We start from the raw sequence: 25,234 nt of genomic DNA, 5'->3' as shown, positions 1-25,234 counted from the left end.
ATATCGACTTGTTTTTATTAGCTTAAAAGTGAAATAAACACTTATTTTGTTGATATCCACACCGCGTGGATAATACCCGGAAATAGAAATAATAAGCACAATACGATATTAATAAGAAGATCTTTACCTACCCCACTTTTCATGAAAACAGCAACAGGTGGTAGTAGTATCGCAAGTATAATTAATATCACTTTATTCATATGCATTCTCTTTTTTATTAGAAGGTAAAATTTAAATTAATAGTATAGGTAACATAATGTTACAAATTTTTATAATTATAGAAGTTAATTATCAATCTGCTTGGAGATCGCGATAAATTAAAAATAATACGAGGTGATGCTAACGATTATTATTATATTTACCGCGTTTAATGAATAGTAACCTGATATTAATGCCTCTTTCAAAATCTTTTCAAATAATGAGAGGTGTAGCCTTAGGCCGATAAAAATATAAATACCTGATCGCAACATAAATAACAATAATGGTCGCAATAAAGAGTTCCCCTATCGCTAACAGTCTTATCTGCTGGATATATTCAATGAGCATTTCTTTACTTTGCATCCAAGCTACCATCTTAAATAATGCGGTTGCACCAATCACTAAAGGGAAGGTAAAAGCGGCATAACCCGGACTAAATGGTAGCCTCAATAACTTCAATAATGCTAAATACGTAACACTCGTCATCAACACCGCGATACCAAACAATAAAGCAATGATCATGGGAGAAGGATCGGTTGTCAGTGTGAAGTACCCCGCTAAAGATAAGCTCGCAGGCGCGGCTAATATCGCCAATGTCGGCTTAGCGCTATCCGCAATATTAAATGTAAAAATAAAACGGTAAAGCATAATTGGTAACATAACGGCATAAGCAAGCATTCCAAAAATGAGTGCACTATGCGCTACCCAATATAATTGAGGATCACCTGAAAAAGAAACGCTCGCCACAATAATTCCAACGGGAGGCACAAACCAACTTGGTAGCAGATCATGCAGTTCAAACGACTTAGCGCGATAATAAATGAAACTCATTAAAAAGACGATATGTAGCCCAATCGCACATAGCCATAATATATCTCCCGCTCGGGGAAAAAACTGCCCTAACGAATTGGAAACGATCATTATCGCCATGGTGAATGTCGGGATCACGCTACCAATCACGGGATGACTCAGATCTTCTTTTAATGTAGAGGGAAGTAATAAAAATTTGAGAGCTAAAATAATTAACAACACACTCGCGATCATTGCGCTCGTCCATTGCCCTACGCCATGTAAATGAGCGATATTTTCCCAACTCCAACCTAAGCTTGCAATACCCAAAGCTAATCCGGCCATGGGTGTGGGCACCGAGCTTAATTTAATTTTTATTTTTTTTATCATCGTATTCTCACTTAATACTTTAAATCAGATTTATTGAAATGCTTTCATATTAAGTTTATTTTACCCTTGCATAACGTTTACTTATATCCAATTATAATGAATAATAGTTAAAATTAACTGAACAACTTTCGTGTGTCATATTATAACCTATTAGGTGTGAAATCATGATCCCAAATATATCATTCAAACAACTGAGTGTATTTAATACAATCAGCCAACATACCACGCTAACTGCGGCGGCTAAGCACCTATTTATGTCAAAAGCAGCGGTTAGCATGGCACTTTCAGAGCTTGAAAAACAGTTAGGCCAGCCTTTATTTGATCGGGTTAATAAAAGGCTCATACTCAATCAAGAAGGTAAGAAGTTACGACCTTTAGCAGATGAGTTACTGCGTAGAGCAATGGATATTAAGCATTTGTTTAGTGATGATCATCCCTTAACAGGTCAATTAAAAATTGGCAGTAGCAATACGATTGGCAATCACATCAGCCCTTACTTGATAAGTCAATTTAGGCAACAAACACAGCATTTTTCTCAGCACCTATCTATTTCCAATTCAACAAACATTTGTCAAAAACTACTCGACTTTGAACTCGATTTAGCGCTGATCGAAAGTAAAGTCCAGCATAATGATCTTATTTTTCTTCCTTTTAGCAGCGATGAAATGTGTCTTATTAGCGCCAATGATCACCCTTTAACAAAGCTAACAAACATTAAAAGCAGTGATTTAGAAAATAGTGACTGGGTGTTAAGAGAATTAGGATCAGGCTCAAGACAGTGCTTTATTAATACATTAGCGCCAACGCTTAAACAATGGCATTTAGCATTACAATTAAATTCAACGGAGGCGCTCATTAACAGTGTATCCGCAGGGCTAGGTTTAGGATGCTTATCTACCCTTGCAGCCGAGCATGCTATCGCAGCAGGTAGGGTAAGTTTAATTCAAACACCGGTTAAAATGCCACGCACCTTTTATTTAGTCATCCATAAAAATAAATACCAAAGCCCACTGATAAAAAAATTCATGGCTTTTTGTAAGCAATGGTAAGCAATAGTAAGCGCTATAAAATATTCAACAAGTGCCCATTAAAAGCAGAAACAATCAACAATATAACTGATTGCTAGATTCCTTCCACTGTTTTCGGAGCGTGTTATATTGCCCACTCAACCGCTTTTTGAGCATGAATAGTTGTTGTATCTAACAGTGTTATCTCGGTATCAGATTGATCCACCAGCATGCCAATTTCAGTACAACCAAGAATAACCGCTTCAGCGCCTTGCGCAGCTAAAGACTCGATAATTCTTAAGTATTCTATTTTAGAGGCCGGCATCGCTTTGCCTAAGCAAAGTTCTTTATAGATAACATTATGCACAATTTTTCTATCCGCTTCATCCGGGACGATAACCGTTAAACCAGAATTGTTCTGCAACCTCCCCTTATAAAAGTCTTGCTCCATCGTAAAAGCAGTGCCCAACAGCCCTACCTTTTTGATCCCTTTTTTGACAAGAACGTCGGCCGTCGCATCTGCAATATGCAACAATGGAATATCGATAGCGGCTTCTATTTGTGGGGCGACTTTATGCATTGTATTTGTGCATATAAGTAAAAAATCTGCACCGGCGGCTTGAACACTCTTCGCCCCCTCAATAAGTATTTTTGCGGTACCTTCCCAATCTCCACTATGCTGTAATTTTGCAATCGGATCAAAATCAACACTATACATTGCAATTTTTGCACAATGTAAACCGCCAAGTGACGCTTTGACACCTTGATTGATTGCTTGATAGTACCCAACACTACTTTCCCAACTCATTCCACCCAAAAGACCAATTGTTTTCATAAAACCTCACCGGATAAATTTATAATATAACACCGCGCTTAAAACCCATTATTGGTTTTTAAAATGGCTACTCATAGCAATGGAATTAATTAAGTTCATGTCTACGCTGGTAGGGATAATGTTAACAAGCAAGACGGATCTGTTTTTTAGTTCCTTTGCAATTATACGACTATAGCGCGAGTCTTAAGTTCAACACGCGATAAATGCTTAGTTATGCCTAAGTTTTGATACCAATTATTAAAAACAAGCTCTAATGAATTAACGTCGAGTGTACCAAAGTCATGATTTTTGTATTTATGCAATATATTCACAAGGTTATGGCTATTTTCAAAGGGCGTTAAGCACCTCATAACCGTACTATGCGCCGTTATTATTTTATATCTTGAATCAATAGTTGATTGCAGTTTTGCTTTTTTAAAGTTTATCCGTAATGAATCTCTTAGGTGTTTTAACTGTTTAATATCAGGAAAGCCTTGAATTAAAATGCAAGAAGATGAGGTCGTAATTCCTTTATATTGAACTTTAAATCCACCCATATTTTTAAGCGTTTCTTTAAATACATCGCAATACGCCTCTACCTCAATATCTGATAGTTTAAACCCTGTGATACAGCTAATAATTGAAAGGATGGTCAGGTGCAATTCATTTTGGGGATAGTAATACTGATGGGGTTCAATCGTTTTTAATTCCGCTAAGAAATTAGAAATATTAACGCCAACTGACTGATCAAAATAAGACAATATTGTAATGCCACGCCGCAAATCAGCAGGATAGTGAATTAACGGGTCGACGACACAAGTATTGGTATTAAATTTATCAATAGAGTCGGTCCACATTTTAGAATATAACGTGTTAAGTTCAGACATACTAGAAACGTTTCCTATGTGTGTAGCCGGTCATTTTAAATTTAGTGTTATATATCTATGCACCCAGCAGATTCAAATGTTTGATTTTTTTGTAACGTAATGACATCGAAATACAATGAGATAACTCTTTTAATGGTAGCTCTTGATTTATTTTAAAAATAATAGCGCGGTGACCGTCATAGATAAATGTATCGCCATATACTTCTTTAAAGGTTTCAATCAAGGATGTTTTACAATTAAAATAAACACAGTATTGTTGTGGCGATTTAGCTTTCCAATCAAATCGGATCGTCGTACCAATGTTTGAAATATAACTCGGCTCACCCCACTTTAACGTTTCAGTTATCTTAATACGATCATCTTTTTTAGCAACACTCAAAATCAGATCACGTATATTACCAAGTAAAACGGCAATGTGTTTGGGATAGGTTTCAAATTTTTTCTTTACCATCATCTCCATTTAAGACCTCCTGCTTTGCAAAACAGATAATACCTAATACCTAATACCAAAGGAATTAATGCTTGGCTAAGCATTTACGTATGCTTGTTTGTTTTGTGATCCTGTTTTTTTACACAAAGAAAGTACGCCCATGCAATCAATAACATTTGCAATGGCGCTCGTATCAGTAAATATACCGGGCCCAACTGATGCCCACCAAGCCCAACACTATTTAAAGCTGCGTATATATTAGCGGGAAAGAAAATCACAAAAAGAAAGATCCCCACTTTTGCAGCCAAAGTCTGCCACTTGGGTATGAACAGAGCGATGCCCACTAATAATTCGATAACACCCGTAAAATATATTAATGTCACTTTTAAAGGTAGCCACGGAGGAAGCATCTCAACCATTCCATCCGTTTTTACGATATGACCGATAAAGAAAAATATAAATGCCAGACCTAAACCCCAACAAGCATATTTATTAATATCAACAGGCAATTTTTTAAATTTTGCATAAACAAAAGCCAAAGCGAGTGGCGAAGATAATATTAAAAAAATAATTATTAGCATTAGCATGATTTCATCCTGATTTCATAACTGCAGTATCCATTAATCATAGCGTGTGCATCCAAAGAGCGATAGAAAATCGTATAACCTTATATTGCCTTAACCGTGATCGCCATCAACGTCCCTATTTATCTCACTCGTTAACGCCTCGCTCAAGCAAACTAAAACAATCATTGTTAATATGGATATTAGCAGATTGCTCCGTTTACAGTGAACGAGTCAGCGCTAAGGCGCACCAAGTAACGCGCCTAAAAAGATCACGATGAGCAACTGAGATGCGATAATCCCCCCACGTCAAAGAACTCAAGTGGTTTCAACCTATAAAATTTATCTTCCACATCCTTTGACTGCTCGGCATAGGGTTGTGTCATCACCTCTTGTAGCTCTCGAATGAGAGCGTGATCGCCAGCAGTTGCTTGCTGATAAGCCGGCACCAAAAACCACTCTCGCAAAATGTATTTTGGGTTGACGAGCTTCATCGCAATCGAAATTTCATCCATGGATTGGGCTGATGTAACATTCGCATCATAGCAACTGTTAATGAGCATCTTCCATTTTTCTAGCCACTCTTCCCAGCGCTTGTCCCTCTCTTTTGCATCTGCACCCTGCGCAGCGTTATTGTAGAAGCTTTTTTTGAGTGGACCAATGTCGCGGGGTATCGATGAGAGCTCGCGAAAGAAAATAGTGTAATCAATCGGTGTTTGCATCATGAGCGTTTCTAGCTCAATACGTAATTCGTTACAAAGTGCCTTATGAGACGCAGTTTGTAGCGAGCTCAAACCCAGCTTTGCTGCCCACATCGTGTGCATTTTTGTTTGCATGACGCTCGAAAACGCTCTTTGGATCTCGTCGAGTTCTTGTAAATCGTTTTGATATGATACCAACAACGGTCGTAACGCTGAGCAAAACATGTCAAAGTTTTTTTGTGCGGCGCTTGGTTGGTTCATGAACGAGAAGTGATAACCACCACCTGTCCAAGGCTGATAATGCGCATTAAACACATCACAAAAGCCAAAGGGGCCATAATCAAGTGTAAAGCCACCCACTGCGCAATTATCACTGTTGAAATTACCCTGACAGAAACCGACACGGATCCAGTTAGCAATAAGTGATGTGAGGCGGGAACGAAACTCGCGCGCTAGCATTAGCACTTTTTCTGGCGTAGTTAACTGCCTATCGATAACGTCAGCGTACTCACGATCAATCAAGTGCAACACTATCATTTCGAGTTCTTGCATCGCTTTCGGGTGTTCATTTCTACGCGCCCGGCGAGCAAAAAGTTCGAGCTGACCGACACGAATGAACGACGGAGCGACACGTGTCGAGATAGCGACGGCTTCAGAGATAAGCATGTCAGGATCCTCCGAGTGCGAGCCATCCGAATACCACGGTCGATTTACCTTTTCCGTTTTTGAAACGTACAAACTTAAAGATCGTGATGTCGGCACGCCCAATGCGTGCATGTGCTCTTGCGCTAAGAACTCGCGAATACTCGACCTCAAGACAGCGCGACCGTCGGCGCCACGACAATATGGCGTGCGACCCGCGCCTTTTAGTTGCATTTCCCAACGTTGGCCGTTAATAACAGCCTCAAGCACAGAAATTGCACGACCATCTCCATACCCGTTGCCGGTTTTAAATGGACACTGCTGAATGTATTCAGTGCCGTAGATTGAAAGAGCATACCCCGTTGCCCAACCAATCTTACGCATCGACTCAGGAACCTGAGATAGATCGCCAGAGAACATACGAACGAAGTCCGAGGACGTAGCCAAACTGTCAGTGAAGCCAAGCTCTGCAAAAAAGGTTTTACTGTGCACAACATACTCAGGATCTGTAATTGGAGTAGGTTTGACAGGGACATAATGGCCAGAGAAAACTTGTCGTGGCGCGCGATCTTCACCGTCGATTGTCGCGTCAGGATCACTGTGGAGCGATTCCATTAGGGAATAGTTTACAAATTTCGCAAGATCTTTGAGCGTTGATATCGTCGAAGAGGTTTTCTGATGCTGTCGGTTTGTCATAGTTTTTATACCAAGGTTCGTAAATATAAATTTTAATACGCGGATCGGACACTGTTATTTATAGCAATGAAATTAATTAAGCTTCCCTGTATTACGCAGGAAAATCAGCACTCATCAGGCGTACGTTGCCGGAGAGAGTTGTTCTCACTTCAAAATTTACAACGCAGGGAGGGATAATTTTAACAAGTAATACTGATCACTTTTTTAGTTATTTTAGTATTATCCTGCACTCACGAAGATAACTGTTCAAGACGTAAGCATTGTTAATGGTTACGCTATTTTCATTAGTTACACCACCGAAACACTATTCGAGTTCGCCCCAAAATGGTAACTAAAAAGGAGCGCTTCGGCGTTGTTAGATATTATTATAAAACATCAATGTATAATAACTGTTTTTCAATTTCAAGCCTATAAGTCAAGTACAATCGGGCCTGCTGATTTTGGAGGGGAAAACGCTCGTTCTTATAGCTGACATCAAACATTAATTTAAGTTACCTAAGCTGGCGCGTTAAGCATTTATTACGAAGTAATTGCAGCACCAAACAAAAATGAAGCAACTTTTTATTGCATGCACCTGTAAAACAGATGGGTAGTATGAATGATCTCGAGCGACTTGCTATGCCTTGATTTTGCACCAGACAGCGAATTCGTTACCACTTGGCTCTGTAAAGTGAAAACGACTACCGCCCGGAAATGAAAATATAGACTGTGTTATTTTACCACCCGCCAACTCAACATTTACTTGTGTTTCTTTAAGGTTGTTACTCAGTAAAATAAGGAGAGCAGAACCCTTATTTTGTGCTGATATTAGATCGGATTTGTAAAATCCACCATCAAGACCTTGATCCGTAAAGGCAGTATAATCGGGGCCAAAATCTTCAAATGTCCAAGCAAATGCTTTTTGAAAGAATAGCTTTGTCGCCACAATATCTTTAGCGGGAAATTCTACATAATTTAATTTTTCATGCTGAGTCATCATCGATATTCTCCGTAGCGCATAACAGCGCATTATCCAAATCAGGTTAGATTAGAGAGTGGAGCCTATTGTTTTTCAGCACTAAAATTCATCGATTGTATTTCGCGCTTCAACTTCAAGAAGTTTAATGTCAATGTCCCCGTCATCACTCATGTAAATAACAGTAGCACCTTCTACACTATCCGACTCATCCATGTCTGCACAGCCATTATAAATAAACCAGGTATAAGAATAATTAAGTTGATACTCTCCCTCGGTAATTTTATGTAGGCCTTCAACATTAATACCCGCAGAACACTCAGCCCCCAAGTTTATATGCGACAAATCACCAATCAAGCCGGCGCTAAATTCATCAACGCACGACTCTATAAATGTTTGTAATTTAGCGATAACGTCAGGATCATCTTGTGTGATATTCGGGATCTTTCCTAAGTACATAATTATGACCTCCGTTTTTAATGCTAACAGCGTAAATAGCCAAATCAGATCAAGATTAAATTTGTCTTATTAAGCTGCGCGAAATTGTTGGCTAAAAGGCATGATAAACAAGTGCTAGGCAACTGTTCATCGTCCGTTTAAGTCACCTTTTTTGTCCGTAAACTATTGTTAATTGTCTTTGCTGTGATGATAGTCAAACGATGAGCGTTAACCGTTAAAATTGCATTTTTCTCAACACATCTAAAATAATGATTTTTACCCTTCGTTTCTATATCTTCAAGTGGCGTTGATAACAGAATTTCTTCTATAAACGCCTCCGTTTCAATATCTGAAAAATGAGTGACGTCTAGGTTTTTTCTTATTCTCACAAATCCTAAAAGAGTATTTTTAAAACCTTTAGTTATTGATACTTTCAAAGCTTCATTCATTATAAAACGCCTAACTTCCACCTAACCCGTGGCGAATGCCAAAAGTTGTTGCGCACCTGACTTCATGAGCTTGTTATATTGCGATCACTCTGCCAAATATGGCATAAAAGAACGTAACAATAAAACCACTATAAAGCCAAAGCCAAGCATGATATATGAATTAACTTTGTAATTTTTCTTATAGCGATCAATGACAAAAACGCGAATATTTAAAAGTAAAAGACTCACGATAAGAACAATTGGAACTTCAATAATATGGCTTAAACTTTGATGCCCATATCCTGTCGCTGTAACCGCAACCCAAAAGAGAGGTAAAACAACAGGCGGACAAATATCACTCCAATAAAGAGCACGTCTTCTTTTTGCATTGATCCACGCGAACAAAGAAAAAACGACGTAAATCAGAATAAATACGATAAAAGCTTCGATCACGGACTATCCCCAAAAAACACTCACACTAGTGGGCTAAAATAGCAAACAAACGAACCGTAACCCACGGTTTAAGTGCATTGTTATAGAGCGATACATAATATGCGCTAATAATATACAGCAACCAAAAATAATAATCGGTTAATGTTAGCTATTCCTATCAATTGCTCATTCTTCGAGTCATACTGATATTGTTACACTTTGACCCACAACGTCACTGCGTAAGCCCAGTTCTTAGGTTGGCTCAAACTGACTTAGGCTTAATAGTTTATCTCAAAAAGGAAAGTATCATGAGTAAAGGCCAAGACAGTAAAAAAAATACTAAAAAGAAAGCACTTTTAACACCAAAAGAAAAGAAAGCAGCAAAGGCTGCGAAAAAAATCACAAGTACTTCTTCAGTTAATTAACTAATTAAAGGTCATCGATTTTTTTGATGACCATTTTTAGAGTCAAATAGTGCTAGAACCACTTTTATTAAGTATAAATACCTACATATACAACAGAGCGACTTTTCAACAACCCTATCACGAAGCTGTAGAAGTTCTCCTTTTTCAAAAAACGCGACAACTGTATTTTTCCCATCTAAAATTATGGTTATATTATTTTTTCAACCACAACGTTGCATTCGTTAGGTTTTCAAAATACTTAACTTCACCGGACAGAAACCAAGAACCGACTTTAGCTGCTATTTCTTGCCAGTTTTTATTTCCGTATATTGCTATCTTGTTGAACTCATTGTTATGTTTAAGGCCGAGCTTAAAATCATCCCAAGCAGCCCTTAACTCCCAGCCCTCTAATTCCGTACCGTCTATTAACACATCCACTTTGGGCTCCTTTACTGAAGCTAAAGCTGAATCTATCAAAGGTGTAAATATTTCATAGTCTGCATGCGTAAGCTTCCCGACACCTTTTAACGAAAGAAATAAATTTTCACCAACTCGTTCAATACCAATAGATAATCCATGTTTAATAGGACTCATAGTTAATACTCCGAATGATATAACGCCCCATAAGTGGCGAATAATTGTTGGCTAAACTAACAAAGAATGAACGCCGCCAACAGTTATGCGTTCGTTCTTAATTTAACAGCCGTGCCGAAAACCATTAACTCACAAGAGCCATCCATGATCGCACTTGTGGTAAAGCGAATTCCAACAACAGCATCAGCACCTTTTTGATTGGCATTTTCAATTAAACGTTGAACAGCAATATCTCTCGCCTCGGTTAACATTTCTGTATAGCCTCGGATTTCACCACCAATAATACTTTTTAAACTTGCCATAATGTCACGGCCTATATGTTTCGATTGCACTACGTTACCCGTTACAACACCTAATATTTCGGTGATTTCTTTTCCTGGAATGGTTTCCGTTGTTGAATAAATCATAAAATTTCCTTGAGAGCATAACGCCAATCTAGCGCTGGCTTACTGGCGTAATTTTTACGGCTTTGATGCAAAAATACGACAACAAAGCCATTCTATTGAGCTTTTTGTTAATTATATAAACTGTGAATAAAGCAAAAAACAGGCGGTTACCATTAATAACCCCCCCATTAAAATATTGAATGCCTTTAATCTAAATTCACTATTTAAAAATATTGTCACCTTGCTTCCTAATACAGACCAAGCCAATAATGAGAAATAGCAAACGACAAAATAGATAAATGAAAAGGTTAAAAACACTCCGTTATCATTAGGTACTGAAAACAATGAAACACCTGCAACACATGCAATCCATGCTTTAGGGTTTAACCACTGTAATAGAAAACCTTGAATAAAAGTGGGCTGTTTCTCTTTTTTTATATCTAGTTCGGGTTTTGATGAAGCAAGAAAATAACCCATATACATAATGAATATAGAGCCTGCTATCGCTAAATATTTGAGAATAGATGGATACAGATCAATAACCTTATAAAAACCTAAACCAATAAATAGCAGTAATAATGTAAAACCAATCGTAGCACCCGAAACGAAAGAAAACGTTTTGCGAATACCGTAACTTGCACCCGAAGAAACAATCACCATGTTTACTGGTCCAGGTGAAATTGACATTGCCAACGAGAACGATACCATTGCGATTAATAGAGACATCTTGTTCCTTAATGAGAAACACCAAATACCGATGTATATGATGAATGCCTAACGCCCCCATAAACGGTGATAAATTTATTGCGTCTTTTGTTTTTGCAATGAATGAGACCGCGTTACGAACCTGACTTCATGAGCTTGTTATACACCATCTTATACCGAAGGAACTAAAAAGGTTACCCGTCTTGCTTGTTGAAATTATCTCTAGCTGCGTTGTGAGTTTTGAAGTGAGAACAACTATCTCCTGCAACTCACGCCTTGCTAGTGTTAATTTTTTCTGCGCAATACATGGAAGCTAAATTAATTCCTTTGGTATTACTCAGTACTTAACTCTTCGTTTATCTTTCTGGTAGAGAGATAAAAAGCATATATCGAATCGATCTTTCCATTTAATATATGCTTATGCACCTTCTGAATAGGAAAACATATATGTGGTTTTTCCACTCCCACTATTACGACGTACTGATTGTCATATTTCACCCACTTTCCGCCAAAATTTTTGATGATGGTATTTCCTAAATAGGCCCCCCAAATGTTTGGCAGTATTTTTTTTGCATTTTCAGAATAGTGAGTTCTCTCTGTGGTTATAATGTCGCTCAATATTTTTATTGACGCCTCATCATATCCAAACTCTTTAATTCCATATTCTTTAAAGTCGTTGATTGTTTGAAGAGAAGCCTTCTCAATACTTATGAGCGCCTGCGGGTGTGCATCTTGATAATTTAAGAACCTGCCTTCTGCCATTAAATTCCCTGAAAATAGAATACAAAATAGTATCGGTATAAGTTTCAATCTTCGTATCCTTTTTAAATGTGCAGATCAGCACCAGACGGTTTGCTGCGCCTTATTATAAGTAATTTACGCCATATTTTACTTGGTAGAAGTCATTTTTAAACGACTTTACTTCAGTCTTTTCTAATTTTAATTTTTTGTTTACATTACCAAAAAGCGGTGTTCCTTCACCTAATAAGACAGGTATTTTAGTAAGTATAATTTCATTAATGAGACCATGATTTAAGAATGATGTAATGGTAAAGCCACCATCAATATATGCACTCTTATATCCTTTTTCTTCAAACGTTCTAATGAGCAGTTTAATCTCACCCGAGTACATCTCAACTTTACCTTGGAGGTTATACGGCGCGTCTTTAAGTGTCTTGCTAAGAACATAAATTGGCATTTTCCCATACGGCCATTGCTCTGGGGTTAAATTCATCTGGGAAATCATCTCCATGCATTTACGGCCCATGATCATACAGTCAACCGATCCCATAAAATCATGAAACCCCATATCATCGTTGCTTATATCCGCATCTAGGTTTCCTGCTGTATGCAACCAGTCCACGCCACCATCCAGTGTGGCGATATAACCATCTGCACTCGTTGCTATGAATACTGAACATTTCATGTCTGCCTTTAAACTATGTTTGAGAACACTTATAACGCCTATTTAAGCAGCAAAATATAGAGGCTAAATGTTGAAAAAATGTGAAAACAGCCTGTTGTATTTTTCCGTTTAAAGTTCTGGTTAGTTATTTTTAAACACTGACTTTAGTGATCTTTGATATTTCGACAGAATCTAACCTCTCGCCAATAACGCCAAAACACTCTTTAATATGTGAAGACTCTAAATTAGTATTTAGATCTTGTTCTGATCTCCAATTTTCGTGAAAGATGAAAATTGAGTCCTTCTCATTATCTATATACAGATCATAACTAATACCAAAGTATAGTGAAGGTTCTTACATACGCTCTGCTATAAAGCAATAAATTGTTCAGATAAAGATTCCATTGTAATGACGTTACTATGATGCCTCTGAACTGAAAATATACGTAGAAATTCCCTCCCCGTTATTGAGCGTAGTGGTAATAAATGAGGATGCCTTGGAGATATAGTTACCCGATATTTTTAAGACAAACTTTTGTTGAATGCGCCGGATTTTCAATCCGTTATTCCTTTGGGGAAAAGGCATATTATGCACAGCAAAAAAACAAAGGAAAACCAACACGCCATATGACGGATCTAAATATTTAGACGCGTTAAAAAGAAGAGGTTCACCTCTGTTAAAATTTGCAATAAACAGCTGATTTTTACTTGTGGTCTACCTCAGGGCGTGTTGTTCTGCTTTGAACTGCCCCATATAGGTACTTATCGAGTAATTCGTTTTTACCCTCAAGCTTTACAAGTATGCAGATAAAAGATACAAAGATAAAAGCGGAGAGTAAATAGTATTCTAATGTAGATATAGATAGTTTTTTTAGAATCATTAGCGGGTACACATGCCATAAGTATATCGGTAGTGAAACCTTTCCAACTGCCCCGAGAAAACTACTTTTATAGGCAGTGAATTTTATGGATGATAGTAAAAATAGTATCATACTAATATTTGAAACGCTTTTACCTAAACCAATTAATAACGTATTCTCAGAATATCCGTAGCACAATAAACCGATAACGAATGACACTAATGCTATATCTTTATTAATATTTAATTGTCTTGATGAAAGGTAATACCCTGCATAAAAATATATAAAGAAGTAATAAAATCTTTTGTCGCCAAGCAACTTATATACAGTGATATCGTAGGTATATTGATCATGGTCCGCAAAAAATATAGCCAAAAATAAAAAAAACGCTAACACTAACATTGAAGCTATTTTGGGGATTGATTCTAATATTTTAATATAATAAATAAAAATCATAACCGCTGGGATGTACCAAAGATGATAATAAGGGTAAATAAGTTTAGTTATCGCCTGTTCAAAAGTTACAGACCCATAGGAAGATACAGTCACAGTAGTATAGAAAATAAATGCAACAATAAAAGGAATTAACATTCTATGTGTATATTGCCTTAGAATATCAAGTGACGGCCGTTTGAGTAAGGTATCCTTTACGAAATAACCAGTGACGGCCAAGAACAATGGCATATGGAAAAAATAAATTATTTCTCTTCCTAGATTTCCTGAGATACTCCCCAACAGTACATGACCTAATATAACAAAAACTATTAGTAACCCCTTTAGGGCATCGAATGCCTCATTTCTTTCATTCATAAAACCTCAACATCGATAAATATTAGTGCCCACTGAAAGCATAACGCTTGAATTCAGCGAACTGGCGGATCACAGTCCGCTGGAATGATTTGTTATACTATTTTACATAAACAGTTATTTTTTCTGATACAACTGGAGGGTTATGAGGAACGTGTAAATAGTTTCCTAAAATTAACTGTAATGTGTGTTTTCCTTTTGATAGTTTAATAGTTTTTTGGGTCTGTCCTCCACCAAAATGCACAACTTCACTTCCCATAGCTTTATCAAAATCAGGAAGTTTTTTGCCATCTATTATTAAATGATGATGCCCTGTGTTTGCTTTATCTAAACCTGCTGGAGATATCCCCATGCCTTGCAAGCCAAATTTAACTGTCAACAATTCACCAACTATTTCACCATTTTCAGGGGATATTATATAAACACTTGCACCATCAGGTGATGTTGATATGGGCAATCCTGCACCATAAGAAAAAGAAGATATTGTTAACAAGCCAATTAATAGCGTTAAATATTTCATATTATTTCTCCTAAACAACTCGTTTTTAAAAATGTTAGACCATTGCAAGTCTAATGCCCCATTAAGAGGTTTTTAATTATTGGTAAAAATAAGAAGCGAAGCGGAACCGAGCCAATGCTTAATAGTCCTACTTTTATTATTTTTTCAACCACAACGTGGCATTCGTTAGGTTTTCAAAATACTTAACTTCACCGGACAGAAACCAAGAACCGACTTTAGCTGCTATTTCTTGCCAGTTTTTATTTCCGTATATTGCTATCTTGTTGAACTCATTGTTATGTTTAAGGCCGAGCTTAAAATCATCCCAAGCAGCCCTTAACTCCCAGCCCTCTAATTCCGTACCGTCTATTAACACATCCACTTTGGGCTCCTTTACTGAAGCTAAAGCTGAATCTATCAAAGGTGTAAATATTTCATAGTCTGCATGCGTAAGCTTCCCGACACCTTTTAACGAAAGAAATAAATTTTCACCAACTCGTTCAATACCAATAGATAATCCATGTTTAATAGGACTCATAGTTAATACTCCGAATGATATAACGCCCCATAAGTGGCGAATAATTGTTGGCTAAACTAACAAAGAATGAACGCCGCCAACAGTTATGCGTTCGTTCTTAATTTAACAGCCGTGCCGAAAACCATTAACTCACAAGAGCCATCCATGATCGCACTTGTGGTAAAGCGAATTCCAACAACAGCATCAGCACCTTTTTGATTGGCATTTTCAATTAAACGTTGAACAGCAATATCTCTCGCCTCGGTTAACATTTCTGTATAGCCTCGGATTTCACCACCAATAATACTTTTTAAACTTGCCATAATGTCACGGCCTATATGTTTCGATTGCACTACGTTACCCGTTACAACACCTAATATTTCGGTGATTTCTTTTCCTGGAATGGTTTCCGTTGTTGAATAAATCATAAAATTTCCTTGAGAGCAGAACACCTAGATAACAGGTGAAAAATAGTTAATTAAAATTGAGAGAAACGAAGCTAGGCAACTGTTTAGCACCCTTTGAGTCATTTCTTATAACGAAGGCCTCTTATTTAGGCTTTTCCTCATGAACAAGCATCGCCATGTACTTAACAAATCGCCTTTCTCGGGTTTCAGGTTTTTTTGCACTTGTTAATCCGTAAGCTATAACATAACGACTTGATTTATTAAGTTTTTCAAAAAACTGTTTTCCTTTCGGCTGATTTTCCAATGCAGCTAAGAAATCTATGGGCACTTCCATTTCGCTTACAACATAAGCATTTTTCCAACGCCCGTCAGCTTTCGCTGCACGAACATGCACAAACCCAGATCCCTGCATCCGGCCTTCTCTTATCAAACGTTCTACATGTTCAGTGTTCCTTTTCGACCAGTTACTTCGTGCTGTTCTTGGCGTTATGCGCTGAAAATAGGCTTGATCATCAATTGATTTTTTTACACCATCAATCCAACCCCAGCATAAAACCTCTATTACTATCTCATTCCAAGTAACACTTTGAATTCCAGTTTTTTTCTTGAATATTTTTACCCATAATTCACTTTCCGTAGCGTGATTATTCTTGAGCCACTCACTGAGATCTTTCGATGTTGCAAATCTCATGATCCTAAATGGGTTGGGTTCATGCATAGAATAGACTCTCTTCAGTATAATGCTGCAATAAGCGCACTCAAACCGTGGGTTAAAATGTGGGTCGACACAAAACCTACTGTGTTAATTGCGTTTAATTACCTTGTTGTACCTATTTATTCGCTATGGCGAGTCCAGCACCAAAAAGCATGTAAAAGGTACCACTCGTTTTGCTTAATACGCGGCTTCCTTTTGGCGTTGATAACTTAGACCTTGCAGATTTAGCAAAAAATGAATAGCTAAAGTGAATGATTACCACTAACACGCTAAATGTTATCGCTAATAAGAGAAACTGAAATATATAGGCTTCATTGGGATTTATGAAGTGAGGAAAAAGCGCCATAAAAAAGAAAATAGCCTTTGGATTCAATAATGTAATAAAAAATCCTTCAGTAAATTTTTTCTTGTTACTTTTAGCATGGTTGTTATTGCTGATACTAAAGTTTGAAGAAGATCGCCACATTTTGATACCCAAATAGATAAGGTAGGCTGAACCGATATATTTTAAAATAGTAAAAGCGAAAGCAGAAGTAGAAAGGATTGTGGCAAGGCTAGTCGCAGATATTGCAGCGATACAGAGCATCCCAATAGCCACACCCAATACGCCCGAAATAGCCCCTAAAAATCCATCTTTGATTGAATTTGTTATCGTAAAAACAACGCCAGGCCCTGGGCTTAAAATAGTTGCCGAAGCAATAGCGATAAATAAAATGTAATTTTCCATTAATATCACCTTTTGGTATAACACCCTGTTAACCGCCGTATAGGTTGCTAGTATTTTTGCGTACTTTCTCTTTTGCAAAAATATTGGCAACCGTTTACACGTCTGCGTTTAACAGCTTGCTATAACAAGATCAGCTTTCATTAATAATAATATGGGTCGCACATATTTTATTACCGGATGGATCTCGTAAATATGCTAAATATAATTTCCTTGCTCCAGAGCCTCGAATGCCAGGGGGCTCTTCACACGTTGTTCCTCCGTTATTAACGCCCGTTTCATGCCACCTATCTACAAGCTCAGGCGTTGAAGCCGAGAACCCTATTGTCATACCGTTTCCATGGCTAGCGAGTTCTCCATTAATAGGTTTAGTTAATAAAAACACAGCAGACTCACTTCGATACATACAACGTCCTTTAGGATCTATTACTCCCTCGCTATATCCTAAAACCTTCATAATAGAGTCATAAAATTTCTTTGACTCTTCAACATTATCAGTTCCTAACATTACATGACTAAACATATATTAATACTCTATTTTTTAAGGTTAATTATGATGAAAAAATTTAAGTGTTATTACGCTTTATTAACGGGCTAAAAACCGAACGCTAGACTTCATCGTAACGAAAACAGCGCATCAGTTCATCAACTTATTCGTTGACGGCAGGCTGATGAAACTCAATGACATTGCCGTCAGGATCTCTAATAAAAAAGAATTTTGCACCTTCATATTCTACTTTTTCAGTAATAATCAGACCCAAACCTTCAACCGTATTAGCGGCGGATATTGAGTCAGATACTTGCAGTGCTATATGAGTATAACCCGTATACTTTTGGGGAATATCCATGAGAATATTTTCAGCGTCATCGGTATTTGCATTGAGAATGAAATTTATATTTATTCCCGAAGGATGTTCCATTATAGCAACAGGCTCTGGCCCAACTGGACCCACTAAAAATACAAAACCTAGTTTTTCATAAAACACGCGTGTGCAATCTAAATTCTTTACTCTTAAGCCAACATGATTAATTCGAATTATTTCTTTCATTGGTAACCTCATAATAATGTTAGGTGTTTATAGACAACTAAACCTGAATTCATCATCTAAATTTAGTGGTAGAATTAGTGTACTAAATTGATTGTTCACTGATTCAGTACATAGAGCACTTCTCTCTAATTCATCAGCCATATATTTTTTTAAGTACTCAGCATTCAAGACCGGCTTGTCATTGTTTATAAATGGCAAGAGTGTGTAGCACTCCTCGAATTCAAAGCATTGCTCATTTACAGAGAAATCATAATAGTCTACAAGCTCTATAATTTGATCAAGATCGTTCTTTAAACCAACAGACAATTCTCTTTTATGTGCCTCATTAGCAATAAATTTATTATATGCTAGCTGATCTGCGGCAGTTAAATTGAAACCTGAGTTGTTGGTGTACCCATCCATATTGTCAGGTTCAACCCCATCACATCCTTTTTCTTTGGCTAAATCTAAACGAAATTTCATAATAGTATGGACATTGGATAAGCGAATATCCAACCAACGCTCATTCTCCCAGCCGTCAAGAGTATTCCCTAGCCCTTCAGAGAGAAAAAGGCCTTTATCTTCACGAAAATTTTCATACGAACCTGCAGAGAAATAACATATAACTTTTTTCCCTGATGCTTGAAGTTTTTGAACTGTTGATAAAGGGGTATTGAAAAGGTCAACATCATATATTTCAACCGAATATGAAGTATTAATGCGATCTGTTAGTTGCCATTGCCATGTAACGAGTACCGCAGGCCGATACCAGTCACCCACTGTGATTGCTGCTACATCAGGATCCAATCGAGTGTCCTTTGTACAGCCACTGATTGCCATCACCCATGACATATAAATTAGTATAAAAATTATTTTCATGTTACCAGCCTTTTGGGCACCGAACGCCCACATAAACAGTAAGCAATACGGGCACATTAGTTGCGCCTTATTTTTTTTGCAACATTCTTTGACACTATTTAATATACATTTCAGCTGAAATATAAGCAAATTGATCATTTTCGCCATTTATATGCTTAATAGTATTCTTTGAATAATTGAAACTTTTTAATGCGGCTTTAGACTTATAAAAAAATTGTTATCTGACTCATAAACGTCTTTAAGCATTAATTTTAAATTTCCTTAAGCACTTTAAAATTTATTGATTTGGCATAACCCTGAAAGTAATTCTGATGCAGCAGCAGACAAATGTAAGCAAGAATGAAAATGCTTAGCCTTAAATAGATCAATATAATCTTCTAGCATATCTATCGCAATATCACCTTTATGGATTTTCATATAACGAAGCAACTCCATATACATATAACATATTATTAGACGGAAAAATTCCGTGTTTCCACAAGAAAGACGCCCTCAAATATTTACAATAAAAACAAACGGAACATGCGAATGTCAGGTCTTTAGCCTTGAGCTTTAATTTTCAGATAAGAACATAAAATCAGTGAAATTGGGCCCCCCCCCAATCTTGTAACATCTACTTTGATAAAATTATGTGCATTTAACGTAGAAAAAACACTCAAAATCTAGCTAAGCACTACATCGGCACGTTCAACTTGGCTGATAGGATTTAGTTTAAAGTTTACGGATATCCTGCTTTTATGCCTTTCTAGTGCTGATTTTTTGTAAATAACACTTGATCTAATCAACTGTACTGCTGTACTGTTACGCCATTACATAAAGTGTGTCTAGGAGATTCAAATGTTCACTAAATTATTGGATGATGTGGGGGGAGCGGAAGATTTAGCAACACTTGTTCCTTTGCTGCTTTCTGCTGAAGAACTTAATGCAATTAACGGGCGCATCTTGGTTTATAAAGAACTGCTACTCGGCAAAAAATCACAACGTGAAATAGCTAAAGCACATTCAATAAGTATTGCGACTATTACGCGTGGCTCAAATAATTTGAAATCAATGAGCAGTACTGAAAAAAAATTATTACAAACATTATTAATTAAGGAATAAATTTATGTCTGAGGTACTAACTGAAGAGTTAACGACATCTACTCAAGATAAGGAAATATCTTCTTTAGGTGGAATATTTATTATTACCGGTACCAGTATCGGTGCCGGCATGTTTTCATTGCCTGTGCTTACTTCTAATATGTGGTTTGGCTGGGCAGTGTTGTTTCTTGTTGTCTCTTGGTATTGCATGTATAGCTCGGCGTTATATTTACTGGAAGCGAATCAAAAATTTAAACATGGTGTGAACTTCGACACCATGACCAAGACATTATTATCGCCAGCACTACGTTTAATTAATGGTTTATCGGTACTATTTGTTAGTTATATTCTGATTTATGCGTATATATCAGGCGGTGGTTCGATGCTTGAGCATAGCTTGCAGTCCGGATTAGGTATTAGTATTAGCCAGTCAGCTAGTAGTTTTATTTTTGCTGTTTTACTGGGACTCATTGTTAGTTTGAGTACGCGCGCAGTCGATCGTTTTACTTCTGCAATGCTTGGCGGCATGGTGATCACCTTCTGTATTGCCATGTTTGGTTTATTGAATAATGCTGACTTTTCACAGTTACAGCCCTTTGCAGAAATGAGCGAACGTTTACAGTATAGCTGGGCTGCTATTCCTGCATTAATGGTCTGTTTCGGTTTTCACTCGAATATTCCTAGCCTTGTTAAGTATTACCGAAAAGACAGCAAGAAAGTAGTTAACTCAATTCGTTACGGAAGTTTGCTCGCGATAGCTATCTACCTTGTATGGTTATTGGCAAGCTTTACTGCGATTGGCAGAGAAGGTTTTGCGACAGTTATGGCTGCGGGTGGAAACATGGGGGCGTTGGTTTCTGCGTTAGAATCAACGGGATCAGGACCAACACTTGCTGTCATGTTACAACTGTTTGCCAATTTTGCTGTGGCGACTTCATTTTTAGGCGTAGCACTTGGTTTGTTTGACTTTTTAACTGATTTATTGAAAATGGATAACAGTCTGAGCGGACGTAGTAAAATAGCGCTGTTAACCTTTTTACCACCTATGATTGGGGGCGTATTATTTCCCAATGGATTTATTTATGCGATTGGTTATGCTGGTTTTGCTGCTGCTGTATTTGCCTTATTTACGCCTGTTGCGTTGGCATACCAGGCGCGTAAGAAACTACCGGATACTGATTTTGCGGTTTCTGGTGGTCATCTGCGCATGCTAGTGGTTCTTATCTTTGCTATTAGCGTGGTGGTTTTCCAAACTTTATCTATGCTTGGGCTTCTTGCATAATTACTATAACAAATCGGTATAACGTCCCACTAAGCGCCAGTTAATGCTGGCGCTTTTTTTTGCTGGCATCCTTAGCAAAAAATGCGACTGTATGCGGGATCTGCATTTAGTCGCTTGTTATGCGTTTTTAAATCCACCGTCTAACTTTGTGACAATATTCTTCATATTGCAAACCAAATTTACTTATCATTGCTTGCTCTTCAAACGCTATATACCATCTATCGGTAATAATAAAAAACAAACCAACAAGAAAAAAGGATGAGATAGCGCCTCCCATTAGCAAGGAAAACCCAAACAAGGCGATAACAAAACCAAGATACATAGGATTTCTGCTGTAGTTGAATACACCTTCCATGACCAATAGATCTGGCTTGTCAAAGGTCATAATATTGGTGCCTAATCTTTTAAACAAACTTTTGCCTACCAACGTAAGAAGAAATCCAATAATAACGAATGGCAAACCTATCATTGTATAATAACCTGATATGTTATGTGGTGATCCCATCATCCAGCAAATAACCCCCATAACAACTACAAAAATAAGAAATAAAATAGGCGGTAATATATTTTTCATGTCAATTTCCCTATAAAGTGATCCATCTCCTTATAGAGTGTAGTCGAGTAATTAAAGCAAACTTCTATTTCTCTACCAGATATTCCAAATAGCATAAATACCAGACGCTACATTTTGGATATCTTTATTAGGCCAACTCGAAAACTTAAATCGCTCTGCAAATTGCATACTCATCTAGATATATAACGCCCTCATTAAGCGGACTAAAATTGTTGGCTAAAATGTAGAGCAAAGCGAAACTGAGCCAACTGTTTTAGCTACATTTAAATTGCTTGTTAGCTGACTTTCTCCATTAGGAAGTTAGTCAGTTGTTGATCTTTAATTTTTACTTGCTGTTCATTAACAACTTTGAAACCAAGATGCTCGTAGAATGAGCGGGCAGTAATACTCACTTCAGAATAAAATCGTGAAATTCCTTTTAAATTTCCAATGGCTAGAATATGTTCCATCAATGCTCTACCCACACCCAAACCTTGATATTCTGAGTGGCAGAAGAAGTGATCAATATACCCATCATTCTGTAAGTCAGCGAACCCAACAACTTTACCATTCAATTCGGCTATGAAAGGATTCATTTCACTTACGCGTTTCTGCCATAAATTCATATCCTGATCATCAGGAGCCCACACTTTGGTTTGATCAACTGTATGATCTCGGATATTAATGCATCTAATAGTATTGAACTTAAGATCCCATGTAATAGCAACATCCTTAGTTTCGAAATTTCTAATTGTGATCATGATTAAAATTCCCAGTATTCAGCTAACACCAACCGACCAGTGGCGTGCTGGCGCAAGTTTTGCGCCCTTGTTTTTATTAAAAAATGAGTCTGGTTGAGGTTCTTGTTAGCTTTGACATACGATATAGTCAAAATCTTCGGGGACGTCGTGAGGCATTTTATCAACTTGAAAATATCCCCATACAGAAAATAGAATCAAACAGGCAGGAAAAAGTAGATGTAACATTGACTTTACATTAGCTTTCCAACCCCTGAGTATTTTAGTGGGTTTATACACCTTCATCCCTTTCGGCGGAAACTGTTTTTCAATAAATCCCTTATAACCAATTGGAACTGAGACGATACCGATCATAAGAGCAATGAATAGAGGCAAACCAACAAATATCGAATACCACATTACAGAAATCCCTGAATACCCAAGCAGAGTATGGCAATGGGCCGTATCAACATACCCATTAATAAAAGGGAGATACCATTTTTCGTTAATGATAAGACCCAATATACCGAGTAAAAGAAATAGGACTATTCTCCTAAACTTTTCCATTTTTGAGAACTCTCCGCGTATTCGATAACTCTCTCCTTGAGTAAAATTAACGCCCCTCTAATTAGTGAACCATGTGCTGTCCGGCGATTTGCACAGAAAATTCCATGACAGCCTTGGTTAATTTTGATTTAGAGTCTTGTTATATGATTTTACGTGCAAATATGTGACTGGCATGGCTAGCATGTCCTGACATTGTTGAACTTTCAACTACCTGAGACTGCTCGATATTGAACCCGTCTAGTATGATCTTAAGTTCCCTTTGTTGACTGTGCCACATCGGAACTCCTGCACTGGAGGTGAATCTCATACTTTGTTCAGAACAAAATTCAGCTAAATAAAGAACACCATTAGGCTTTAGTACTCGACGAAGTTCTATCAATATATTCTTGCGAACATCTTGGTTAGGGATACATGTGAAAACAGCACACGTTATTATTGAGTCAAACTCATTATCTGCAAACGGCAGTATCGAGCCTGAAAGATGTCGTAAATCTAGATGTGGGAACTCAATTAAGCCCCTATGTATCATTTTTATTGAGGAGTCTACCCCAACTAAATGACGATAACCTAAATGATAGAGTTGATTTGCAATACGACCATAACCGCAACCAAAATCAAGAACTTTAGCTTCTTGAGATACAGTTCTTGCAAAGTGATCAGCTGATATTTCAAGATTGAAGTCAACATTTTCTGCCACACTATCCCATTCGCTCAATGAGTAACTCCTTTCATCATATAACGCCCACTACAACGGCTTGGGCATGAAGCAGTTTTTACGCCTTTTCTTTTGCAAAAACTAAGCAAAGCCAAAACACGTGATCTTCCCCCGTTTAAGCGTCTTGTTAGACCCTTTTATTGAATTTCACATATATATTTTTTTTCAATTTCAAAAGTATCCTTATCAATATACGCTTCATATAATGAACATTTTAGTTTTGGGATACCTTGTAAGATTGACTTTAAAGTAGTTGATTTTGTGTGTGACATCTTTACCCCGACTGTAATAGATGCAATTGACTCTATAGGAATTTTAACTTCACTACATAACTCCGTCAGAAGCCTAAATTCACTTTCATATGCCCACTCTTCGGATTTTAAAGACGCAATATCACCTATAGAAAACACATTAGTGCCTGAATTTATATTTCTAGCAGAATTGATGGCTAATTCTTCAAATGAAAATTTCTTCAACTGCCCGTACTTCATTTCACTAAAAAAAATTTCTTCACCTAAATTTTCAGTTATCCCTTTCATGAGCATTTTTTTATTAAACTCAATGCAGAACCCTCTTAAACCGTCTGCATAATGTGACCACATAAGTCGATTCTTTAATACATCACCATATTCATTATTTCGAGCAAAACAACACGCCTTATAGTTATCCACAAAGTCCTCAAATCGTTTTTTTGCTCCCAAAAAGGTTACTGAAATTAAACGATTGTATTCCGCTTCAAACGTTCCTTTAAACTTCATCTCAAGAATTGACTGTTCTACTTGTGTTAGCGGAATACGCCCCCTGTGTAGATCTTTATAAAAATTAATAGCCGTAATTTCGTTAAATTCTAGTTTCTTATAATCAAAAGCATTTTTAATAAACACATCTTCAAATGGGTCATTAAATTTAGAATAATGACTGAACCACAAATAGTTATTTGCAATTGCGTCTAAATCATGTGCCTTATATGGGAAAAACTTAAAAAGTGATTCACTCATTC

Annotated in this window: 35 protein-coding genes and 1 pseudogene; 4 read left to right on the top strand and 32 right to left on the bottom strand. The window is 37.2% G+C overall.

Annotation, left to right across the window (positions count from 1 at the left end):
- Window positions 1-41 precede the first annotated feature (41 nt).
- Complete coding sequence (locus PCNPT3_RS13780; RefSeq protein WP_041771258.1) at window positions 42-206, bottom strand: YqaE/Pmp3 family membrane protein; 165 nt, start codon at window positions 204-206, stop codon at window positions 42-44.
- Between the two features lie 205 nt (window positions 207-411).
- A complete protein-coding gene (locus PCNPT3_RS04925) occupies window positions 412-1,377 on the bottom strand; it encodes a TDT family transporter (protein WP_015464762.1) in 966 nt (321 codons plus the stop codon).
- 164 nt (window positions 1,378-1,541) lie between these two features.
- Between PCNPT3_RS04925 and PCNPT3_RS04920 the strand changes: the two genes are divergently transcribed.
- A complete protein-coding gene (locus PCNPT3_RS04920; protein WP_015464761.1) occupies window positions 1,542-2,426 on the top strand; it encodes a LysR substrate-binding domain-containing protein in 885 nt (294 codons plus the stop codon).
- Between the two features lie 103 nt (window positions 2,427-2,529).
- On the opposite strand, the gene PCNPT3_RS04915 is transcribed toward PCNPT3_RS04920, so the two are convergent.
- The 15 genes from PCNPT3_RS04915 to PCNPT3_RS14410 form a co-directional block, all read right to left on the bottom strand.
- Window positions 2,530-3,219, bottom strand: a complete 690-nt coding sequence (locus tag PCNPT3_RS04915) for an aspartate/glutamate racemase family protein (protein WP_015464760.1) — start codon at window positions 3,217-3,219, stop codon at window positions 2,530-2,532.
- Window positions 3,220-3,380: 161 nt separating this feature from the next.
- Complete coding sequence (locus PCNPT3_RS04910; protein WP_015464759.1) at window positions 3,381-4,085, bottom strand: hypothetical protein; 705 nt, start codon at window positions 4,083-4,085, stop codon at window positions 3,381-3,383.
- A gap of 55 nt (window positions 4,086-4,140) precedes the next feature.
- Complete coding sequence (locus PCNPT3_RS04905; protein ID WP_015464758.1) at window positions 4,141-4,545, bottom strand: DUF1801 domain-containing protein; 405 nt, start codon at window positions 4,543-4,545, stop codon at window positions 4,141-4,143.
- A gap of 74 nt (window positions 4,546-4,619) precedes the next feature.
- Window positions 4,620-5,102 (bottom strand): DoxX family protein, encoded by a 483-nt coding sequence (locus PCNPT3_RS04900; protein ID WP_015464757.1) that lies wholly within the window; start codon window positions 5,100-5,102, stop codon window positions 4,620-4,622.
- A gap of 248 nt (window positions 5,103-5,350) precedes the next feature.
- Entirely contained in the window at window positions 5,351-7,117 is a 1,767-nt protein-coding gene (locus PCNPT3_RS04895) for a protein adenylyltransferase SelO (protein ID WP_015464756.1), read from the bottom strand.
- A 616-nt stretch (window positions 7,118-7,733) separates the two neighbouring features.
- Window positions 7,734-8,093: a VOC family protein gene (locus PCNPT3_RS04890; RefSeq protein ID WP_041771414.1), complete on the bottom strand. Its 360-nt coding sequence runs from the start codon at window positions 8,091-8,093 to the stop codon at window positions 7,734-7,736.
- Window positions 8,094-8,174: 81 nt separating this feature from the next.
- Window positions 8,175-8,531, bottom strand: coding sequence for a hypothetical protein (locus PCNPT3_RS04885; protein ID WP_015464754.1), 357 nt, complete (start codon window positions 8,529-8,531; stop codon window positions 8,175-8,177).
- A gap of 137 nt (window positions 8,532-8,668) precedes the next feature.
- On the bottom strand, window positions 8,669-8,959 hold the full coding sequence (locus PCNPT3_RS04880; RefSeq protein WP_015464753.1) for a DUF3781 domain-containing protein: 291 nt from the start codon (window positions 8,957-8,959) through the stop codon (window positions 8,669-8,671).
- A gap of 84 nt (window positions 8,960-9,043) precedes the next feature.
- Window positions 9,044-9,391, bottom strand: a complete 348-nt coding sequence (locus PCNPT3_RS04875; protein ID WP_015464752.1) for a hypothetical protein — start codon at window positions 9,389-9,391, stop codon at window positions 9,044-9,046.
- 596 nt (window positions 9,392-9,987) lie between these two features.
- Window positions 9,988-10,368, bottom strand: a complete 381-nt coding sequence (locus PCNPT3_RS04870; RefSeq protein ID WP_015464746.1) for an STAS/SEC14 domain-containing protein — start codon at window positions 10,366-10,368, stop codon at window positions 9,988-9,990.
- Window positions 10,369-10,451: 83 nt separating this feature from the next.
- A complete protein-coding gene (locus PCNPT3_RS04865; protein WP_015464745.1) occupies window positions 10,452-10,775 on the bottom strand; it encodes a heavy metal-binding domain-containing protein in 324 nt (107 codons plus the stop codon).
- A 111-nt stretch (window positions 10,776-10,886) separates the two neighbouring features.
- Window positions 10,887-11,480: a LysE family translocator gene (locus PCNPT3_RS04860; RefSeq protein WP_041771257.1), complete on the bottom strand. Its 594-nt coding sequence runs from the start codon at window positions 11,478-11,480 to the stop codon at window positions 10,887-10,889.
- Window positions 11,481-11,792: 312 nt separating this feature from the next.
- The gene (locus PCNPT3_RS04855) at window positions 11,793-12,221 is read right to left on the bottom strand and encodes a hypothetical protein (RefSeq protein ID WP_015464750.1); all 429 of its coding nucleotides are present in this window, start codon (window positions 12,219-12,221) and stop codon (window positions 11,793-11,795) included.
- Window positions 12,222-12,324: 103 nt separating this feature from the next.
- Window positions 12,325-12,885, bottom strand: a complete 561-nt coding sequence (locus PCNPT3_RS04850) for a dihydrofolate reductase family protein (RefSeq protein ID WP_015464749.1) — start codon at window positions 12,883-12,885, stop codon at window positions 12,325-12,327.
- A gap of 130 nt (window positions 12,886-13,015) precedes the next feature.
- Entirely contained in the window at window positions 13,016-13,186 is a 171-nt protein-coding gene (locus tag PCNPT3_RS14410; RefSeq protein ID WP_332251545.1) for a putative quinol monooxygenase, read from the bottom strand.
- Between the two features lie 91 nt (window positions 13,187-13,277).
- Between PCNPT3_RS14410 and PCNPT3_RS14435 the strand changes: the two are divergent.
- A pseudogene (locus tag PCNPT3_RS14435) lies at window positions 13,278-13,565 on the top strand (IS110 family transposase); the annotation flags it as partial.
- Between the two features lie 3 nt (window positions 13,566-13,568).
- Here PCNPT3_RS14435 and PCNPT3_RS04845 read toward each other — a convergent pair.
- The 10 genes from PCNPT3_RS04845 to PCNPT3_RS14125 form a co-directional block, all read right to left on the bottom strand.
- Window positions 13,569-14,534, bottom strand: coding sequence for an acyltransferase family protein (locus PCNPT3_RS04845; RefSeq protein ID WP_015464748.1), 966 nt, complete (start codon window positions 14,532-14,534; stop codon window positions 13,569-13,571).
- Between the two features lie 97 nt (window positions 14,535-14,631).
- Window positions 14,632-15,051 (bottom strand): DUF4399 domain-containing protein, encoded by a 420-nt coding sequence (locus tag PCNPT3_RS04840; protein ID WP_015464747.1) that lies wholly within the window; start codon window positions 15,049-15,051, stop codon window positions 14,632-14,634.
- 136 nt (window positions 15,052-15,187) lie between these two features.
- Entirely contained in the window at window positions 15,188-15,568 is a 381-nt protein-coding gene (locus PCNPT3_RS04835) for an STAS/SEC14 domain-containing protein (protein WP_015464746.1), read from the bottom strand.
- 83 nt (window positions 15,569-15,651) lie between these two features.
- Window positions 15,652-15,975 (bottom strand): heavy metal-binding domain-containing protein, encoded by a 324-nt coding sequence (locus tag PCNPT3_RS04830; protein WP_015464745.1) that lies wholly within the window; start codon window positions 15,973-15,975, stop codon window positions 15,652-15,654.
- 121 nt (window positions 15,976-16,096) lie between these two features.
- Window positions 16,097-16,672, bottom strand: coding sequence for a YdeI/OmpD-associated family protein (locus tag PCNPT3_RS04825; RefSeq protein WP_015464744.1), 576 nt, complete (start codon window positions 16,670-16,672; stop codon window positions 16,097-16,099).
- A 112-nt stretch (window positions 16,673-16,784) separates the two neighbouring features.
- Window positions 16,785-17,396 (bottom strand): LysE family translocator, encoded by a 612-nt coding sequence (locus PCNPT3_RS04820; protein ID WP_015464743.1) that lies wholly within the window; start codon window positions 17,394-17,396, stop codon window positions 16,785-16,787.
- A gap of 130 nt (window positions 17,397-17,526) precedes the next feature.
- Entirely contained in the window at window positions 17,527-17,916 is a 390-nt protein-coding gene (locus PCNPT3_RS04815) for a VOC family protein (RefSeq protein ID WP_015464742.1), read from the bottom strand.
- A gap of 127 nt (window positions 17,917-18,043) precedes the next feature.
- Complete coding sequence (locus PCNPT3_RS04810; RefSeq protein WP_015464741.1) at window positions 18,044-18,442, bottom strand: VOC family protein; 399 nt, start codon at window positions 18,440-18,442, stop codon at window positions 18,044-18,046.
- Between the two features lie 27 nt (window positions 18,443-18,469).
- Entirely contained in the window at window positions 18,470-19,300 is an 831-nt protein-coding gene (locus PCNPT3_RS04805) for an endo alpha-1,4 polygalactosaminidase (RefSeq protein WP_041771412.1), read from the bottom strand.
- A 270-nt stretch (window positions 19,301-19,570) separates the two neighbouring features.
- Entirely contained in the window at window positions 19,571-19,717 is a 147-nt protein-coding gene (locus tag PCNPT3_RS14125; RefSeq protein WP_156801495.1) for a hypothetical protein, read from the bottom strand.
- 420 nt (window positions 19,718-20,137) lie between these two features.
- On the opposite strand from PCNPT3_RS14125, the gene PCNPT3_RS04800 reads away from it, so the two are divergent.
- The gene (locus PCNPT3_RS04800; protein WP_015464739.1) at window positions 20,138-20,401 is read left to right on the top strand and encodes a Trp family transcriptional regulator; all 264 of its coding nucleotides are present in this window, start codon (window positions 20,138-20,140) and stop codon (window positions 20,399-20,401) included.
- Between the two features lie 4 nt (window positions 20,402-20,405).
- A complete protein-coding gene (locus PCNPT3_RS04795) occupies window positions 20,406-21,662 on the top strand; it encodes an aromatic amino acid transporter (RefSeq protein ID WP_015464738.1) in 1,257 nt (418 codons plus the stop codon).
- A gap of 127 nt (window positions 21,663-21,789) precedes the next feature.
- On the opposite strand, the gene PCNPT3_RS04790 is transcribed toward PCNPT3_RS04795, so the two are convergent.
- The 5 genes from PCNPT3_RS04790 to PCNPT3_RS04770 form a co-directional block, all read right to left on the bottom strand.
- A complete protein-coding gene (locus tag PCNPT3_RS04790) occupies window positions 21,790-22,236 on the bottom strand; it encodes a methyltransferase family protein (protein WP_015464737.1) in 447 nt (148 codons plus the stop codon).
- Between the two features lie 275 nt (window positions 22,237-22,511).
- Window positions 22,512-22,976 carry a GNAT family N-acetyltransferase gene (locus tag PCNPT3_RS04785; protein WP_015464735.1) on the bottom strand — a complete coding sequence of 155 codons (465 nt, stop codon included), beginning with the start codon at window positions 22,974-22,976 and terminating at the stop codon, window positions 22,512-22,514.
- Window positions 22,977-23,081: 105 nt separating this feature from the next.
- The gene (locus PCNPT3_RS13505; protein ID WP_015464734.1) at window positions 23,082-23,519 is read right to left on the bottom strand and encodes a hypothetical protein; all 438 of its coding nucleotides are present in this window, start codon (window positions 23,517-23,519) and stop codon (window positions 23,082-23,084) included.
- A 139-nt stretch (window positions 23,520-23,658) separates the two neighbouring features.
- Window positions 23,659-24,234: a class I SAM-dependent methyltransferase gene (locus tag PCNPT3_RS04775; RefSeq protein WP_015464733.1), complete on the bottom strand. Its 576-nt coding sequence runs from the start codon at window positions 24,232-24,234 to the stop codon at window positions 23,659-23,661.
- A 137-nt stretch (window positions 24,235-24,371) separates the two neighbouring features.
- A complete protein-coding gene (locus PCNPT3_RS04770) occupies window positions 24,372-25,232 on the bottom strand; it encodes a DUF2971 domain-containing protein (RefSeq protein WP_015464732.1) in 861 nt (286 codons plus the stop codon).
- Window positions 25,233-25,234: the final 2 nt, after the last annotated feature.

The sequence above is a fragment of the Psychromonas sp. CNPT3 genome (genome assembly GCF_000153405.2).
In the GTDB taxonomy this organism is placed as follows: Bacteria; Pseudomonadota; Gammaproteobacteria; order Enterobacterales; family Psychromonadaceae; genus Psychromonas.
The sequence above is the reverse complement of the archived record's forward strand: the minus strand, read 5'-3'. Positions and strand labels throughout refer to the sequence as shown.

Bases quoted from the DNA above. Each gene is read 5' to 3' on its own strand.
- PCNPT3_RS04815 (WP_015464742.1), bottom strand. From the start codon at position 17,916: ATGTTTAGTCATGTAATGTTAGGAACTGATAATGTTGAAGAGTCAAAG.
- PCNPT3_RS04840 (WP_015464747.1), bottom strand. From the start codon at position 15,051: ATGAAATATTTAACGCTATTAATTGGCTTGTTAACAATATCTTCTTTT.
- PCNPT3_RS04845 (WP_015464748.1), bottom strand. From the start codon at position 14,534: ATGAATGAAAGAAATGAGGCATTCGATGCCCTAAAGGGGTTACTAATA.
- PCNPT3_RS04870 (WP_015464746.1), bottom strand. From the start codon at position 10,368: ATGAGTCCTATTAAACATGGATTATCTATTGGTATTGAACGAGTTGGT.
- PCNPT3_RS04920 (WP_015464761.1), top strand. From the start codon at position 1,542: ATGATCCCAAATATATCATTCAAACAACTGAGTGTATTTAATACAATC.
- PCNPT3_RS04810 (WP_015464741.1), bottom strand. From the start codon at position 18,442: ATGAAAGAAATAATTCGAATTAATCATGTTGGCTTAAGAGTAAAGAAT.
- PCNPT3_RS04865 (WP_015464745.1), bottom strand. From the start codon at position 10,775: ATGATTTATTCAACAACGGAAACCATTCCAGGAAAAGAAATCACCGAA.
- PCNPT3_RS04855 (WP_015464750.1), bottom strand. From the start codon at position 12,221: ATGGCAGAAGGCAGGTTCTTAAATTATCAAGATGCACACCCGCAGGCG.
- PCNPT3_RS04800 (WP_015464739.1), top strand. From the start codon at position 20,138: ATGTTCACTAAATTATTGGATGATGTGGGGGGAGCGGAAGATTTAGCA.
- PCNPT3_RS04915 (WP_015464760.1), bottom strand. From the start codon at position 3,219: ATGAAAACAATTGGTCTTTTGGGTGGAATGAGTTGGGAAAGTAGTGTT.
- PCNPT3_RS04770 (WP_015464732.1), bottom strand. From the start codon at position 25,232: ATGAGTGAATCACTTTTTAAGTTTTTCCCATATAAGGCACATGATTTA.
- PCNPT3_RS04825 (WP_015464744.1), bottom strand. From the start codon at position 16,672: ATGCATGAACCCAACCCATTTAGGATCATGAGATTTGCAACATCGAAA.
- PCNPT3_RS13505 (WP_015464734.1), bottom strand. From the start codon at position 23,519: ATGGAAAAGTTTAGGAGAATAGTCCTATTTCTTTTACTCGGTATATTG.
- PCNPT3_RS04925 (WP_015464762.1), bottom strand. From the start codon at position 1,377: ATGATAAAAAAAATAAAAATTAAATTAAGCTCGGTGCCCACACCCATG.
- PCNPT3_RS04830 (WP_015464745.1), bottom strand. From the start codon at position 15,975: ATGATTTATTCAACAACGGAAACCATTCCAGGAAAAGAAATCACCGAA.
- PCNPT3_RS04900 (WP_015464757.1), bottom strand. From the start codon at position 5,102: ATGCTAATGCTAATAATTATTTTTTTAATATTATCTTCGCCACTCGCT.
- PCNPT3_RS04835 (WP_015464746.1), bottom strand. From the start codon at position 15,568: ATGAGTCCTATTAAACATGGATTATCTATTGGTATTGAACGAGTTGGT.
- PCNPT3_RS04790 (WP_015464737.1), bottom strand. From the start codon at position 22,236: ATGAAAAATATATTACCGCCTATTTTATTTCTTATTTTTGTAGTTGTT.
- PCNPT3_RS04805 (WP_041771412.1), bottom strand. From the start codon at position 19,300: ATGAAAATAATTTTTATACTAATTTATATGTCATGGGTGATGGCAATC.
- PCNPT3_RS04820 (WP_015464743.1), bottom strand. From the start codon at position 17,396: ATGGAAAATTACATTTTATTTATCGCTATTGCTTCGGCAACTATTTTA.
- PCNPT3_RS13780 (WP_041771258.1), bottom strand. From the start codon at position 206: ATGCATATGAATAAAGTGATATTAATTATACTTGCGATACTACTACCA.
- PCNPT3_RS04880 (WP_015464753.1), bottom strand. From the start codon at position 8,959: ATGAATGAAGCTTTGAAAGTATCAATAACTAAAGGTTTTAAAAATACT.
- PCNPT3_RS04850 (WP_015464749.1), bottom strand. From the start codon at position 12,885: ATGAAATGTTCAGTATTCATAGCAACGAGTGCAGATGGTTATATCGCC.
- PCNPT3_RS04890 (WP_041771414.1), bottom strand. From the start codon at position 8,093: ATGACTCAGCATGAAAAATTAAATTATGTAGAATTTCCCGCTAAAGAT.
- PCNPT3_RS04860 (WP_041771257.1), bottom strand. From the start codon at position 11,480: ATGTCTCTATTAATCGCAATGGTATCGTTCTCGTTGGCAATGTCAATT.
- PCNPT3_RS04905 (WP_015464758.1), bottom strand. From the start codon at position 4,545: ATGGAGATGATGGTAAAGAAAAAATTTGAAACCTATCCCAAACACATT.
- PCNPT3_RS04895 (WP_015464756.1), bottom strand. From the start codon at position 7,117: ATGACAAACCGACAGCATCAGAAAACCTCTTCGACGATATCAACGCTC.
- PCNPT3_RS04795 (WP_015464738.1), top strand. From the start codon at position 20,406: ATGTCTGAGGTACTAACTGAAGAGTTAACGACATCTACTCAAGATAAG.
- PCNPT3_RS04785 (WP_015464735.1), bottom strand. From the start codon at position 22,976: ATGATCACAATTAGAAATTTCGAAACTAAGGATGTTGCTATTACATGG.
- PCNPT3_RS04910 (WP_015464759.1), bottom strand. From the start codon at position 4,085: ATGTCTGAACTTAACACGTTATATTCTAAAATGTGGACCGACTCTATT.
- PCNPT3_RS04885 (WP_015464754.1), bottom strand. From the start codon at position 8,531: ATGTACTTAGGAAAGATCCCGAATATCACACAAGATGATCCTGACGTT.
- PCNPT3_RS14125 (WP_156801495.1), bottom strand. From the start codon at position 19,717: ATGAAAATCCATAAAGGTGATATTGCGATAGATATGCTAGAAGATTAT.